Raw genomic sequence first — 15,234 nt, 5'->3', positions numbered from 1 at the left:
AACCCAAACGCTTGCGCCACCGCCTGTTCACCGTCGGCGGCAAGATCATCACCCACGCCCGCACCACCACCCTGCGACTACCCACCGACTGGCCCTACAACCACCACATACGCCACGGCTGGCAACGCCTCACCGCCTAACCAGCCCCTCGGTCACCGCGCCCCGTCACCGCCGCCCACCCCACCTCAGAACCCGAACAACCAGCGAACCCAACGCTGGCGATCCACCCTGCCCACACACCAGCACCAACCATCAAAAGGCGACACCGACAACCGATCGGCGAAACCCTACCCACCCGTGAAAGATTCAGGCTGAGGAGGCCGGAGCCTGCGGAGACCGTCACGAAGGGTCCTGGTGAGTCGGGTTGCGAAGACCCTTTGTGACGCGCCCTCCGCAGGCTCCGGGCGCTCCTCAGGGGGCAGGGCGTTCTTTCGGATAAGGGAGCAGAGGAGGGCATCGCATTCACCCCACACAGCAGCGGTTCTGTAGTTCTTGCGGATATGGGAGCAGCTTCGAAGGGTCAGGTCAGAAGCCGGCCATAGGCGGCGACGAAGAGCTCCACACAAACGTCGAGGATCTCGTCGAGCGCATAGCGTTCCGCGTCGGCGTCCCCCGCACCGGCGACGTACCAGTCGACGAGAAGCTGGGTGACTGCTCCGACCAGGCCCACCGACGCCAGCCGTTCGCGGTCCGACGTCGGTCGCGAGCCACGAGCGAGTGCCAGGATGAGCGCGGCCCAGTCGTGGATCGCGCGCATGCGGACCCGCTCGATCTCCGGGGACACACCCACCACTTCGACGAGCATCACACGCGCGCGCCGGGGATCGTCGGCGAGGCAGGACATGAACGCCCCGAGAGCCGCTCGTGTGACCTCCGGAACACGCTCGGCGGCAACGCCTTCCGCCGAGTCCGATGATCCGGGGGCGGCGCCGGCGATCTCCGCTGCGGCATCGACGGTCGCCGCCCGGACGAAGTCGACGCAGTCGTCGTACACGGCGACGAGCAGGGCGGCGCGGTCGGTGAAGGACTCGTAGAAGTATCGCTGCGTCAGTCCGGCGAGGTCGCAGATCCCCTTCACCGACACGTTCGCGTATCCGTCGGTTCCGAAGGCGTCGAGCCCGGCCTCGATCAGGGCGGCGCGACGGCGTTCGCGCCGCTGCGTCGGGTCGGCTCCGCCATAGCGTCGTCCGGGCGGGGTCGGCGTCGACGGGCTCGGGTCCGGCACGGCTGTCACGCGAACTCCCTCCCGGGTCTTTACAGCAGATCTTCTGACACGTTACCTTGTCAGAAGTAAGTGACATGGCATCGTGTCAGATATCGCTGTGAGGGGACAATCGTGCTGGAGCTCTTGCCGGAGCCGATGCGTGAGCCGACCGTGCTCGCGATCCCGTTCTTCGTCACCCTGCTGGCCATCGAGTGGTTCGCCGCGGCCAAACTCGAGCACGATGACACCGAGACAGCGCCGCCGGGCGCCTACGACTCGCGGGACGCGCGTTCGAGCGTCTCGATGGGACTGGTGTCGATCGCGACCAGCGTCTTCTGGAAATTCCTCGGACTCCTGCTGTACAGCGTGCTGTTCGCCTATGTCGCCCCGTGGCAGCTTCCCGCGGACGAGTGGTACACGTGGATGATCGCCTTCCTGGGCGTGGACCTCCTCTTCTACTGGAGTCATCGCGTCTCGCATAGGGTCCGCCTGGTGTGGGCGACCCATCAGGCCCATCACTCCAGCGAGTACTTCAACTTCGCGACGGCGCTGCGGCAGAAGTGGAACATCAGCGCCGCGGTGCTGATGTGGATCCCCCTACCGCTCCTAGGCATCCCGCCCGCCCTGGTGTTCGCCGCCTACTCGCTGAATCTCATCTACCAGTTCTGGATTCACACCGAACGGATCGGAAAACTGTGGGCACCCGTCGAATTCGTGCTCAACACACCGTCGCATCATCGGGTGCACCACGGCTGCGACCCCGAGTACCTCGACCGCAACTACGGCGGGGTCTTCATCCTGTGGGACCGGATGTTCGGCACGTTCGCACCGGAGATCCGCCGGCCCCGTTACGGCCTGACCAAACCGGTGGACACATACAACATCCTGCGACTGCAGACGCACGAATATGCGGCGATCGCGCGGGATGTGCGCGGTGCGTCGACGTGGCGCGCCCGCCTCGGCTACGTCTTCGGGCCGCCGGGATGGACGCCACGCGACCTGGTCGGAGAGCAGGTGGCGGGGACGACTGGCGCATCCTCGGAACGCATCTGACGGAGCGACCTCAAGGGCGAGGTCGGTCGGGCGCCATATGCGGTCACCGTGCCGATCGTCGTGACGAGTGAGATGAGCGCGGTCTGGATGCCGAGCACCGCCGGGCTGATCACGAAGCTCATGAGCCAGACCTCAACTCACTCAATCTGGTTCGTGCATCTGAGCCTGCCGCGAACAGGCATCCGAGCCCTGCTGCCACCACCGTCGCCCCGAGAACGGCGCAGCGCCCGAGGCCCCGGGGTCGGTCCTACGCTTCTCGCGTGTCAGGCGGTCGCGTGAGTACCGCGGGGCGGCCGAGGGAACCGTCACGGTCAGATACGAGCGCGCGGTATCAGGATGGCGTATGCCAGTTTCCTCAATTGCCCGTCGATGCCGGGCCGAGAGCGGAGCTCGGGGGACGAGATCACGTGGCCGGCGAACCCGGCCAGAGCCTGCTCCAGAGCCTTGGCATCGGCCTGTGACAGGCTGGGCGTACGCACGCGGATGGCAGTGGTCCACTCGGCGGAGTAGTCCGAGGTGATGCGGCCGAAAGAGATCTGGTCGGCTTCCGGTAGATACACCGCGTCCCGAACTGCCACGGCCAGCACCCGCCCATTGGGGCCCAGCGAGTAGTCGACGAACACGCGCAGGAGCACGTCGAGCGTGTCACCGGCGGCGGCTCCGTCGAGTGCCGCGATCGACGTCCCCAACAAGCCTTCGATGCCTCGACGGATGACCGTCCACAAGATCTCCGTCTTCCCTGCGTGCTCGTGATAGACGGTCGCCACCGAGACGCCCGCGTGGGCGGCGATCTCGTCGATACGAACGTTCCGGAAGCCGCGTACGAAGAACAACTCGGTCGCGACGTCGAGGATTCGTTCGCGTCGGGCGATCGGACTTCGACGTGATCGTGCGTCATCTGTCCCCACCACAACCGGAGCCGTGGCCAGGTCACAGTCGAGAATCGAGTCCGTGAGCGCTCGCTGGACCTGCATGAGCCGCTTGGCCGACAGTGAGCCACGCATCCGGGCCGTGCTCGAGTACACACTGAGGACAGCGGTCGCGAGTAGCTCCGCGCCCGCCGGGTCGACCGCGGGTCGGGCGGCGCTGATCTTCGCCGCCAGCGTGTCCACGAGTCCCCCGAAGGAGCGATTCAACTCGGACAGGCCTGATCGCTCCAGGTGCAATCGTTCGCGGTTCCAGAGGATGGAGACATCTCGATGCGCGGTCATGTCACCCAATGCGTCGAAGAACAACACGATTTGCTCCTCGGGAGTGCCGCCGCGCTCCTGCGCATCGGCCATGAACCGGCTGACGGTCCGCACCTGCGCGGTCAACGCCTGCGCGAGGATGTCCTGCTTGGACGGAAAGTGTCGGTACAACGCAGGCCCGGTCAGTCCGACCGTCGCCCCGATCTGTTCCATGCTCACGTTGCGATAGCCGAACTCCTGAAACAGGCGTGTCGCCTCTCGGACCAGGTGTTCGAGCCGGAGTTCGGGCAGTCGAGCGCTCTTCGCACTCGCGATGTCTGCGGATTTCGACACTGGTGTCGAGGGCAGTGGTACAGGAGACCGCGCCGATGGTTCCGCGTCATGCCCCGCTCGTACCCGAGTGCCGTCGTCGTTCATACCCCGTTGGTCGTAACTCGGACCTCGAGTTGCACGCGCCGATAATCGCGGGGCGCGGTCGGGTGCTCGACCGGTGCGTCAGCCGGCCATCGTGACGCGCGAGATCTCGGCCTGATAGCCGCTTCCCGAACTCGGCAGGTTCGTGAGCCAGACCATGACGTAGCGGGTGGTCGGCGGCTGGGCGATCGGAATCGTGGTAGACGCCTGGTCCACCTGACCCGACGCCACCGTCGTCGTCCGGGCGAACGCCGGACGCGCCGACGGCGACGTACGGATCTCGACGCTGATCCCGGGCGTCGGACTCTCGATGGTGACCGACCGCACCGGGCGTTCCGCTCCGAGGTCGAACATGAGGCCCAGCCCCGGCTTGAGCCCGCCGAAGTCCGGACGCCCGCGATAGTTGTCGGTCTGCCACGGCGGGGCGGCGCCGGTGATCACGTTGCGTACGTTCGCCGAGTTGTCCGGTGTCTGCGCGGAGAAGTCGACGACCGAGACCGACTGCAGCGCAATGGGTTGCGGGGCCGCCGGGGCCGGCGGCGGCTGGGCGCCGGGCGGAGGCGAGGGCTCGGTCGTGGTGAGGATCGAGTCGATGTCGCTCGAGCCGCTGCTGCCGCCGAAGATGTTGGTGGCACCCACGATCAGCGCGATGACGATGAACAGCGCGAGGAGTCCGGCGCCGATGAGCAACGCCAGGTTGCGGCGCGGTGGCTTCTCGTCGCCGCCGGCACCCAGTCGGGGCGCCACGCTCACCGGCGGCGGGGCGTCGGTGATGGCCGGCAACATGTCGGTGTTCAGGTCGACGACCGTGGCCTGATCGAGCACGTGCTGCACCGTCGCCGCGGTACGGATCCCGCGCGAACCGTCGAGCGCGCGCGCCGCGACCGCCGAGATCTCGAACGGGATGTCGGGCTTGCTGAGCCGCGGCTCGACCGGTTGTCCGTCCTCACCGGGCGTGGCCACGGGGATCCCACCCACGGGCTCGGTGGAGTCGGCGGTGGTGATCAGCCGGGACCCGTCCGCGGGATCGAGCGCCCAGCGGTTGAGCAGGAGCGCGTACAGCACGGCCCCGAGGCCGCGGACATCGGACGCCTTGTCGTCCCCGGCGAGGGTGCCGGGGAACGCCAGCACGGCATTGCCGTCGTGGCTGATACGGATGCGGTCGGGATGGTCGATGGACAGCGCGCCACCGGAGCGGTGGGCGATCTCGGCGGCCGCGGCGAGTGAACGCACCGCCCGCGCGGCGCCGATCGGCGACGGTCCCGACCCGGCGACATCCGCCAGGGACGATCCGGGCACCCATTCGGCGACGACGATGCCGCCCGACGATCCGCGGACGACGTCGAGGACCCGTGCCACCCCGTCGGAGTTGATCTGGCCCAGGCGCAGGGTGCGCGACAGCACGGCCTGCGGTCCCTGATCGGACATCTTGGCGGCCTGACCACGCTCGGGCGGCGGTGCGAGCTGCTCGGCGTCGACGAAGGTCAGCGCGACCTCACGGTCGAGGTTGATGTCCTGGGCCCGCCAGAACTGCAGACCGCGGGTACCGCCGTGCTGCTCGAGCAGTCGGTACCGGCCGCCGGCGACCGCAGCACCGGGGATGAGGCGTGGTCCGCGCCGGCGTGGGCTCGCCGCGCTGTCGGCCGCACCGGTCTCGGCGGCGGGAGTCGGGGTCGGTGGAGTGGGTGCGTCGCCGGCTCTGGGCTCGGCGGGCGGCCCGGTGGCAGCAGTGGTGTCGACCTCACTGTCACTCACGCGACGGACTCCTCTCCTGCGGTATCTGATGTCGCGCGGTACCGGCGCGCGTTCGGGGATGGGGCGCACATCCCGGGTCGCGCCGATCGCGCCACCGGAGTGTACGGAGTACGACTGCCACGTCGCGGTACCTCTGTCGAAGCGGCGCAGCACCTGTACCTGACCAGAGTACGGGAGCGATTCGTCGCCGGTGACGCGCGGAAACTGAACTGTGATCGCCGGTGACTGTTCACGTTCGGGCTGCGGCGGCGGGGCGAGCGCCGGGATGAACCGGCCGAGCAGACGGCGTACGGCCAGCCCGATCGCGACGACATCCGGTACGCGGGCCGCGGCGAGACCGGCGTAGGTCACCGCGAGCACCACCGCGGCGGTCAGCCCGAGGTAGAGGACCGACCCCACCTTGCCCAGCCAGCCGATCATGTCGTCGAGGCCGGTGAGTTTCGCGACCGCCCACACGGTGGCGGAGACCCCGATCGAGACAGCCAGGGTCACGACGGACGTGCGTGCCACATCCGAGAGCCGGGCCCCGCGAAGACGGCTGCGGAGCAGGAAGTGACCGACGACGGCACCGACCAGATAGCCCAACCCGTTGGACAGCGCGAGCCAGCGCACGACGAGTTCGGGATCGTCGAAGAGCACCGGCCCCAGGTACGACGACACCACCTTCACCACGGTGATGCCCAGCGCGATGAACGTCGGGGTCCACGCGTCCTCTCGGGCGTAGAACACGCGCAGCTGGACGAGGGTCATCGAGTACGGGATGAGGGTGAACGCACCCCACGACAGCACCGAACCCAGTTGCGACGCGGAGGCGGCGTCGAACTTGCCGAAGTTGAAGACGGCGATGGCGATGGCCGGTCCGAAGAACGTCATGAACGACACGACCGGGACGAGGGCGACCATCGTCAGTCGCGTCGCCAGGGACAGATCGTCGACGACCGCCTTGGTGTCGTCGGCGGTGGCGTTGCGCGACAGTCGCGGCATGATCGCGGTCAGGATGGTCACGCCCAGCACGCCGTACGGAAGCTGCAACAACTGCCAGTGGGTGAAGTAGATGCTGACGCCCGACGCGTCGGCCGACGATGCGATCCGGTAGGTGACGATCAGGCCGACCTGGAGCAGCGCCACATACGCGACGATGGCGACGGCCATGTTGCCGAACTGGCGCAGGCGCGCGTCGATGCCCCACTGCAGGCGCAGCCGCACCCCCGACTTGCGGAGGAACGGCACCAGTATCAGCGCCTGGAGCACGACACCGGTCGTGCAACCGATGCCGAGCACCAGGAGCTGCGGATCGGACATCCGGACGGGGTTGAGGGTGATCTCGCCGGGCACCACCGCGTAGAGCACGAGAGTGGTGATCTGCACGACGTTGTTCAGGACGGGCGCCCACGCACCCGGCTTGAAGTAGCCGCGCAGGTTGAGGATCGCGATGAACAACGCGGACAGGCCGTAGAACAGGATCTCCGGCAACAGCAGGTAGGCGAGCGCGGTGGACAGCTCGCGATTGACCTGCCCGTCCCCCAGGTTCAGATAGGTGAGCAGCGGCGCCGCGATCACCGCCACGACCGTCGCGGTCCCGAGGACGACGACGGTGATGGTGAAGATCCGGTTGATGAAACCCTCGCCGCCGTCGTCGTCCTCGGCCTCGGCCCGGGCGAGCAGCGGGATGACGATCGCGGTCAGCACGGCGCCGAGGACGACCTCGGCGATCATGTTCGGCAGCACGTCGGCCGCCTGGAACGCCGAGGCGATGGCAGGGCCGAGCATCGCGAGGATGAGCACGGTCCGCAGGAAGCCGGTGATGCGACTGAACAGGGTGGCGATCGCGATCGACCCGCTGGTGCGCAGGATGCTCGAGTCCGAGTCCCGCGCCAGACCGGTCGACGACGCTTTCCCGTCGGGCGCCTTCCCCTCGGGCGCCTTCTCGTCGGGTGCCTTCTGGACGGACACCGCGCCGGCGGCCACCGGACCGTTCGACGGTCGGCGGGGGTCGGACGCGGTCATGACCCGCGTGTTGTTCTGGGCCGGTGACACGTCCGGCCGGGCCGGCGTGGGTGCCGGTGGAGTAGGTGCCGATGGCGCGGGCGGACGCGGGGCCGAGGGTGCCCGCCCGCCCGGTCGCGGCGGCGCGGGTCGTGGGGCCGCAGACCGCGCGTCGGGCGATCCTGGTGCGGCAGGCCGTGGCGCAGTGGGTCCCGGATCCGGGGACCCGGGCGGGATCCGCGTCGGAGGGACCCGGCCACCCGGAACCCGGTTCGGCGGAATCCGCCGGGGTGCGGCGCGCTCGGGACGCTGGGGCGGCACCGGGCCGGGTGTCCCCGACCGCGGTGCACGCGGCTCATCGTTCCAGGTCACGTCGCTAGGGCCGCCGTCCTCGGGTCGTCTGATGTCGGTCATGGAGGGTCATCGCCCGGTTCCTCGCCGTACGTCCGACCCTCGCTCTGCAGGGTACGGCGTCGCTCCTGATACCCGCTTCCGGCAAGCATTCGCTCGAGTTCGTCGGGTTCGGGACGGTCGGCGTCGGCGGGATCGGGCTGGCCGCGGAAACGATGCCAGAGGCGACGCGCGGTGAGCAGGACGAGCGCCGCCGCGGCGATGATTGTGATGTAGAACAGCGGCTTGCCGTACGCGTTGGTGTGCACCGACAGGCTGATCGGCTGGCCCAGTGGCACGCCGGTGACCGTCGACAACCGGATCTGCACACTGATCGCCTCGGAGGCGTCGCCCTGGGTGGGCAGCTGGATCTGCCGGGTTCCGCGCGCCGGGATCTCGATCACCCCGAGGTCGCCGATCTCGATGCCCGCCGGCTCCGACGTGGTGATCCGGGCACGCACCGGGAGCGCGAGGTCGTTGCTCACGACCAGCAGCAGCGGACTCCGCTCGGAGGCCAGCGTGTAACGACCGCCGGGATCGAGGATGGTGACCGACTGCGACATCCGGTACAGGGTCGACGAGACCGCGTCGATGCGTTCGGTCTGCGCGCGCCGCAGGTGGGTGTAGACGGCCGACCCCTGGGCATCCGGGGAGCGGATCGCGCGGAGCTGGTCCTCGCGCAGCGGCGACATGTACCGCTCGGGGGTGGCGGCGACATCCGCCGAGCGCACCAGGGCGCCCTCGAACTGCCAGCTGTCCTCGACATTACGTCGTATCGATCCGGTCGCGTCGCTCGTCAGCACCGAGCCCACCTCGCCCACCGGACCGACCCCGGGCGGGTCGATCAGCCGCGCCTGCTCGGGCGCGGAACCGAGGTCGGCGGCCAGCGTCGACAGCGGAGCCGGTGTCGCGGCACCCGATTCGAGGAGCAGCCGTGCGGTGGTGAACAGGGCCTCGGCGTCGGCGGACGTGGGCGACCAGTACGTCGGGGGCATCAGGAACGCCGATCTGCCGACGACCGGGTCGGGCGACGGGCGTGCCCCGGGTGCGGTCGGACCGGGTTCCGGCGCGGCGATCGCGGGATAGGCGAGGGCACCGATCGCGCTCTGGCGCCTGCTTCCCTCGGACTCGTCGGACAGGTCGATGCGCTGACTCGGAGGCGTCAGAGCGGGGGTGGACGGCGCCGTACCGAGCGCGGCGAACGAGGCGGTCACAGGTGCGTCGTAGGTCTGGGCGGCGAGGTCACCGATCCGGTAGCGGCCGGCGGCGTCGCGGCGACCGACCGGCGCGACGGAGTTCGACGACACCGCGGTCGCGGTCATCTCGGCCTCGGTGAGGGCGGCGGCGCCGTCGGCGTCGATCGCCCCCAGGGCGGGGATCGAGAGACCGCGCACGCTCCGGACGCCGAGCACGGTGTCGATGATGTCGGCCGGTGACCGCAGCGCGGCCTCGGTGAGGCCGGTGTTGCCGATCCGGGTCAGGGAGGTCAGATCGGCCTGCGCGTACGGCAGGGCCACCACGCACATCCGCTGCGCGATCCATCGCAGGCCGGTGAGCCAGCGACCGGCGGCGTCCACGCCGTTACCGGGCCGGGTCGTCGACCTAGGATCGGCGGGATTGTCGGACACCTCGTACCCCAGCGACATCGCGCGCACCGTGACGACGAGGTCGGGGTCGATCGCCAGGCACATGCTGTCGGCGAGCTTCTCCGAACCGGGCAGTGCGCTCGGTTCCGGGTTCTCCGGTGTCTCGGATGGCGGGGTGTCCGATGCCGCCGAATCAGATTGTGCAGGTGGAGGTTCCCCGACGACCCGCTGCAGCGCGGCGAGTAGCTCGGCGAGTCTGCCGCCGTCGGCGAGCGACCGCGCCATGTTCTCGTTGATCAACCGGACCGGTTCGGTGTTGCCGCCCAGCACACCCGGCGCGAGCTGCGGCGGGGCGGCCAACGGCCACACCATCGTCATGCGTGCCGGGCTGGACAGGTTCGCCGACACCGACCCGTCCGGCCCGAGCCCGACGACCGGGTCGGCGTCGGAGTACTCGGTGGACGGGTCGACGTAACCGGCGGCCCGGGTGTCGTCGGGCGGCAGGGACAAGACCGGCAGCAGCATCCGCGATCCCGCGACCTGCGCGGTGTTGCCGTACTCGGGGGTGCCGTTGACGTTGACCTGCATCGGGTACACGCCGGGCTGGGAGATGGCCAGGCCCTGGCCGTCGGGACCGTTGTTGGCCGAGAGTGCCATCGACATGCGGAAGCCGACGCTCTCGCCGGGGGCGAGCGAGTCGGACAGCGCCTCGAAGGGGCCGGCCACGGCGACGGCCGGATCGTCGTCGGCGAGGTCGGTGCGCAGGCCCGCGGCCGACGCCACCGGATCGCCGCGCTCGAGCCGGATGGTCAGGTCGGTGATGGACCGGTCGCCGACGTTGTCGACGCGTCCGCTGACGGTGACCACCGGCCGGCTGGTCGTGGTCACGATGTTCGGGGTCATCGAATCGATGACGATGCGGGCGAAGCGGCTCGGTGACCGGTCCGACGCGCCGGACCCGGCGTCGGAATCGCTGGTGGCCGTCTCCGGCGCCGCCGACGCCGGTCCCACCGCGCCGGACAGGACCATCAGACCGAGAACGGCCAGGACCACGGCGGAGGCCAGAGTCGCGAGCGCGCCGGACCGCAGCGCATGCGAGAAGGCGAGAGAACGAGACGAACGGGGCTCGGCGGCGGACGGGCGCGGCTCAGCCATCGCCGGCCGCGGGCCGTCGTGGACGGCGCCGGCGCCGGCGCGGACGAACCGGGGGCGGTGGCTCGTTGCGGCGCTGGTTGCGCGCGGCGGCGGCTTTCTCATAGGCGTTGGGTTCGGTGCGGATGCTGTCGGCCTCGGACTGGGCCAGCCGGGTGGGGTCGGCGGCGAGTTCGGCGATCACACCTCGGGCCATCCGGGCGAGTCGCCGCTCGTCAGAGTACGTGAGCCGACGCGGGAGCTCGTGTAACGGCACCCAGGCCACCTCGGACACCTCGTAGTCGGCGTCGGACAGCTCGCCGCCCGTGCACCGCAGCAGGTAATGATGCACGGTCTTGTGGATCCGACGACCTTCGCTGACGAACCAGTAGTCGATCTTGCCGAGCGGGGCCACCACCGTGCCCTGGATCCCGGTCTCCTCCTCGACCTCGCGGATGGCGGTCTGCTCGGCGGTCTCGCCGGTTTCGATGTGTCCCTTGGGCAGCGACCACATGGTGCGTCCGCGACGGTCGACGCGACCGATGAGCGCGGCCGACAACTGGTCGACGGGGAGGTCGAGGTCGGAGATGACGAGCCCCCCTGCCGAGGTCTCGCGCACGGTGCGGAGTTTCTCGTTGCCCGCGCGGTCGGGATGGACGCGCTCGGCAGCCGGGCGTTCGGACGCACGGTCCGCCCGCGCCGTGCGCCGTCGACCCTTCGACGCCTTGCCGCCGGCCTGGGTCAGACCGGTCTTGGTCAGCTTGGCGCTGACGGCGACCATGTCCGACGGCTTCGGCGGGGTGACGCGGGGTCGCGCACGATCGGGATCGACCGGGAGCTTGTCGACGGGCTCGGCCTCGACCGGATCCGGGCACGCGGGATCGGCGGCCCGGGCGCGGGCGAGGTCATTGGGAGTCGGGTGATGAGTGCTGGGTGCCGGTTCGGAGGCCGGGTTGGGCGAGCCGGGTTTGTGGCCCGGCCGCGAGCCCGCCTGGCCGGGAGTCGGCTGCTTGTTCTTGGGTTGGGCATGACCGCTCTGTTTGTGCCCGTGCGGACTGTGCGCCGTCGGGGTGTGAGCGGGCGCCGCACCTCGGTTCTCGGACTTGCGCCGGCCCCGGCGGCGTCGGCCGCGCCGGGCACGACGCCCCTGGCCGGAGGCATTCTGCTCGCCTTGTCCGCCACCCTCACCGTGCGCACCCGACGAGACGCCGCTGACGTCTGAAGGGTTGGTCGAGGAATCGGTGGACACTCCACGATGCTAGCGGCTGGTCACCTGCAGTTTGTCCGGACGCCTCCGAGGGCGCGTAGGTTGTGGATTCGCAGTGTCGCGAGTGCGCCGGGGGTGTATGAGTCGTCGCCGACGAGCTGTGCGGCGTCGTCGTCGCGGGTCACGACGGTAGGGTGGCAAGCCGTGAACGACACTTCCCCGTCCGGTGCGGCGGCGTCTGGGCCATTCCGGAATGGGGCAGCCCAGCCGGACCAGGTGCACTCGGCGGACCCGGAACGGCGCACCCGTCTGCTCGCCGCCGCGGCGATCGCACTGCGCGACCTCGACGACGTCCTCGTGCCCCTCGGCAAGCTGTTCGAGACCGCCGGCCACGAGCTGTACCTGGTGGGCGGCTCGGTGCGCGACGCGGTTCTCGGGCGTCTGGGCAACGACCTCGACTTCACGACCGATGCGCGCCCGGAGACGGTGTCGCAGCTCCTCCGCGGCTGGGCCGACGCGTTCTGGGACGTCGGCATCGAGTTCGGCACGGTCGGGGTCCGCAAGGGCGACCACCTGATCGAGATCACGACGTTTCGCGCGGACTCGTATGACCAGGTCAGCCGCAATCCCGAGGTCACGTTCGGCAAGACCCTCGACGACGACCTGATCCGACGGGACTTCACCGTCAACGCGATGGCGGTCCGGATCGGCTCGGCGGGCGCCCAGGACTTCCGGGACCCGCTCGACGGGATGACCGCCCTGCTGGCCGGGGTCATCGACACCCCCGCCACGCCTGCACAGTCCTTCGGCGACGACCCGCTCCGGATGCTCCGCGCCGTGCGGTTCGTCTCTCAGCTGGGATTCCGGCTCGCGCCGCGCGTGTGGCAGGCGATCACCGACATGAACGGCGAGATCGAACGCATCACCGTCGAACGCATCCGTACCGAGCTGGACAAACTGATCTGCGGCGAGTTCCCGATCGAGGCGATCGACGCCATGGTCGAGACCGGTCTCGCCGAGCGGGTGCTGCCCGAGGTGCCCGGCATGAAGCTCACCATCGACGAGCACCACCAGCACAAGGACGTCTACCAGCACTCACTGACAGTGCTCCGCCAGGCCATCGATCTCGAGGACGGCGATCCGGACCTGGTGCTGCGCTGGGCGGCTCTGTTGCACGACATCGGCAAACCCGCGACGCGGCGGCACGAACCGGGGGGTGGCGTCAGCTTCCATCACCACGAGGTCGTGGGCGCGAAGATGGTGCGCAAACGGATGCGGGCGCTGAAGTATCCGAAGGCGGTGGTGTCCGACGTGGCGCAGCTGGTCTTCCTGCACCTGCGCTTCCACGGTTACGGAGACGGCGCGTGGACCGACTCGGCCGTCCGCCGGTACGTCACCGATGCCGGTCCCCTGCTCGACAAGCTGAACAAGCTGGTGCGCGCCGACTGCACCACCCGTAACAAGCGGCGCGCCCGGCGGCTGCAGCAGAACTACGACAGTCTCGAGCAGCGGATCGCCGACCTCCAGGCGGCGGAGGATCTCGAGAAGGTCCGGCCCGACCTCGACGGCAACGCGATCATGGAACTCCTCGGCGTGCCGCCCGGCCCGATCGTCGGACAGGCGTGGCGTCATCTGAAGGAGCTACGCCTGGACCGTGGACCGCTCAGCCGCGACGAAGCCGAGGATGCCCTTCGCGAATGGTGGGCGGCGCGCAGCGGTCAGTGAGGACTGCGAGACGCCCCGGGCGTTTCAGCTCGCGGGCGCGAACACCTCGATCGCGTGCGGTACCGCCTCGAAAACCGCCGGCAGCTCGCCGACGAGGTCACCGTCGACCGACACGAGGGCGGGCGGATCGCAGTACAGCTCGACCTCTGCGCCGCGCATGGTCCGGACGTTCGGGCTGTCGATGTGCTTGCCCGTGAACACCTTCGGGAAGACGCGCGCAATCGTCCAACGTGCCAGCCGCGGTGGGTTGAGCGCGAGGGTCACGTCGAGCCGGCCGTCGGTGATCGACGCCTGCGGCGTGATCTTCATGCCACCGCCGTACGACGTGGTGTTGCCGATCGCGGCGAAGATGAGGTCGGATTCGACGGCCTGGTCGTCGACGCGGACCTGGTAGTGACGCGACCGCAGTGCGAGTAGTTCGAGCAACGCCGCGATCGTGTACCGGGACTGTCCGCGCGGCCGGCGCATGTCGATGGCCCGCGCGGTGACCGCGGCGTCGAACCCGGTGGCGGCGACAGTGCTGAACAGCGCGGTCTGCCCGTCCGGGAAGCTGACCCGGCCGAGGTCGATGGGTCGCCGGTGGCCGGCCAGGATGACCTCGACGGCGTCGGCCGGATCCAGTGGGATGCCGAGGTTGCGGGCGAAGTCGTTCCCGCTTCCGGCCGGGATGACGGCCAGCGGCTTGCCCGACCCGATCGTGGCCTCGACCGTCAGACGCACCGTGCCGTCGCCCCCCACGACGACGAGGACGTCGGTGTCCCCGCGGGCTGCCTTGCCGGCGAGATCGGCGGCGTCGGCGATGTCCTCGCCGACGATGATCTCCACCTCCACGCCGCGGGCACGCAGCAGTTCTGCGGCGTCGTGGGCGACGCGCAGGCCCGTTCCGTGCCGTGCGTACGGACTGGCCACGAGTGTGGCGTGTTCGATAGTCATATGAGTCGGCCCCCCGCCGTTCAAGTGATCCGTTACAGTGTTACACATCATGGCAATCCGTAACGAGGAGATCGGGGATCTCGTTCTGGATGCAGCACGGAGCTGTCTGCTGCGTAGCGGCGGACGCAAGGTGACTGTCTCCGAGGTGGCCCGACAAGCAGGCGTGAGCCGACCGACGGTGTACCGCCGGTGGCCCGACATCAACGAGATCATCCGCGGGCTGTTGACCCGCGAGGTCCTGGGGGTCGTCGAGGACGCCATCGGCGGACGAGGCGAACCCGCCGATCTGGATGCGCTCGTCGATCGGGTGGTCGCGGTCGTCGGCGCGCTCCGCGAGGACGAACTGATCGCCTCGCTGTGGCGCGAGCAGCGAGACTTCATGGCGCCGTACGTCTTCGAGCGTCTCGGTACGAGTCAGCAAGGGGCGCTCGCGATTCTCTCGGACATGCTGTCGCAGGCCCAGGAACGGCGCCACGTCCGGGCGGGTGACGCCAAACGGATGGCGGCGATGGTGCTGCTGATCGCGCAGTCGTTCCTCCAGTCCGGGGCGCTGGTCTCCGACATCATCGCCGAGGGCTGGAGCACCGAGTTGCACGAGATGCTGGCCGGGTATCTGCGTCCGGCCGGTGCGGGCGTCGACGGATGACGTCGTGAGCGCCG

General features: G+C 69.5%; 9 protein-coding genes. 3 read left to right on the top strand and 6 right to left on the bottom strand.

The features are described from left to right. Window positions 1-520 precede the first annotated feature (520 nt). A complete protein-coding gene (locus AS181_RS22790; RefSeq protein WP_058253770.1) occupies window positions 521-1,234 on the bottom strand; it encodes a TetR/AcrR family transcriptional regulator in 714 nt (237 codons plus the stop codon). Between the two features lie 102 nt (window positions 1,235-1,336). Here AS181_RS22790 and AS181_RS22785 point away from each other — a divergent pair, with 102 nt between their 5' ends. Further along, the gene (locus AS181_RS22785) at window positions 1,337-2,257 is read left to right on the top strand and encodes a sterol desaturase family protein (RefSeq protein WP_058253769.1); all 921 of its coding nucleotides are present in this window, start codon (window positions 1,337-1,339) and stop codon (window positions 2,255-2,257) included. A gap of 311 nt (window positions 2,258-2,568) precedes the next feature. On the opposite strand, the gene AS181_RS22780 is transcribed toward AS181_RS22785, so the two are convergent. The 4 genes from AS181_RS22780 to AS181_RS22765 form a co-directional block, all read right to left on the bottom strand. Beyond that, on the bottom strand, window positions 2,569-3,780 hold the full coding sequence (locus tag AS181_RS22780) for a TetR/AcrR family transcriptional regulator (RefSeq protein ID WP_231742673.1): 1,212 nt from the start codon (window positions 3,778-3,780) through the stop codon (window positions 2,569-2,571). Between the two features lie 162 nt (window positions 3,781-3,942). Then, on the bottom strand, window positions 3,943-7,623 hold the full coding sequence (locus AS181_RS22775; protein WP_058253776.1) for a murein biosynthesis integral membrane protein MurJ: 3,681 nt from the start codon (window positions 7,621-7,623) through the stop codon (window positions 3,943-3,945). A 389-nt stretch (window positions 7,624-8,012) separates the two neighbouring features. Then, window positions 8,013-10,607 carry a DUF6049 family protein gene (locus tag AS181_RS22770; protein WP_058253775.1) on the bottom strand — a complete coding sequence of 865 codons (2,595 nt, stop codon included), beginning with the start codon at window positions 10,605-10,607 and terminating at the stop codon, window positions 8,013-8,015. Window positions 10,608-10,725: 118 nt separating this feature from the next. After that, window positions 10,726-11,958: an NUDIX hydrolase gene (locus AS181_RS22765; protein WP_058253768.1), complete on the bottom strand. Its 1,233-nt coding sequence runs from the start codon at window positions 11,956-11,958 to the stop codon at window positions 10,726-10,728. A 234-nt stretch (window positions 11,959-12,192) separates the two neighbouring features. Here AS181_RS22765 and AS181_RS22760 point away from each other — a divergent pair, with 234 nt between their 5' ends. Further along, a complete protein-coding gene (locus tag AS181_RS22760) occupies window positions 12,193-13,641 on the top strand; it encodes a CCA tRNA nucleotidyltransferase (RefSeq protein ID WP_058253767.1) in 1,449 nt (482 codons plus the stop codon). 24 nt (window positions 13,642-13,665) lie between these two features. On the opposite strand, the gene AS181_RS22755 is transcribed toward AS181_RS22760, so the two are convergent. Next, window positions 13,666-14,574 (bottom strand): diacylglycerol/lipid kinase family protein, encoded by a 909-nt coding sequence (locus AS181_RS22755; protein ID WP_058253766.1) that lies wholly within the window; start codon window positions 14,572-14,574, stop codon window positions 13,666-13,668. Between the two features lie 49 nt (window positions 14,575-14,623). Between AS181_RS22755 and AS181_RS22750 the strand changes: the two genes are divergently transcribed. Beyond that, entirely contained in the window at window positions 14,624-15,220 is a 597-nt protein-coding gene (locus tag AS181_RS22750) for a TetR/AcrR family transcriptional regulator (RefSeq protein WP_058253765.1), read from the top strand. The last annotated feature ends 14 nt before the right edge of the window (window positions 15,221-15,234 follow it).

The organism is Gordonia sp. SGD-V-85, assembly GCF_001456905.1.
Lineage (GTDB): Bacteria > Actinomycetota > Actinomycetes > Mycobacteriales > Mycobacteriaceae > Gordonia > Gordonia hongkongensis.
This window is presented reverse-complemented; position numbering and strand designations above follow the sequence as displayed.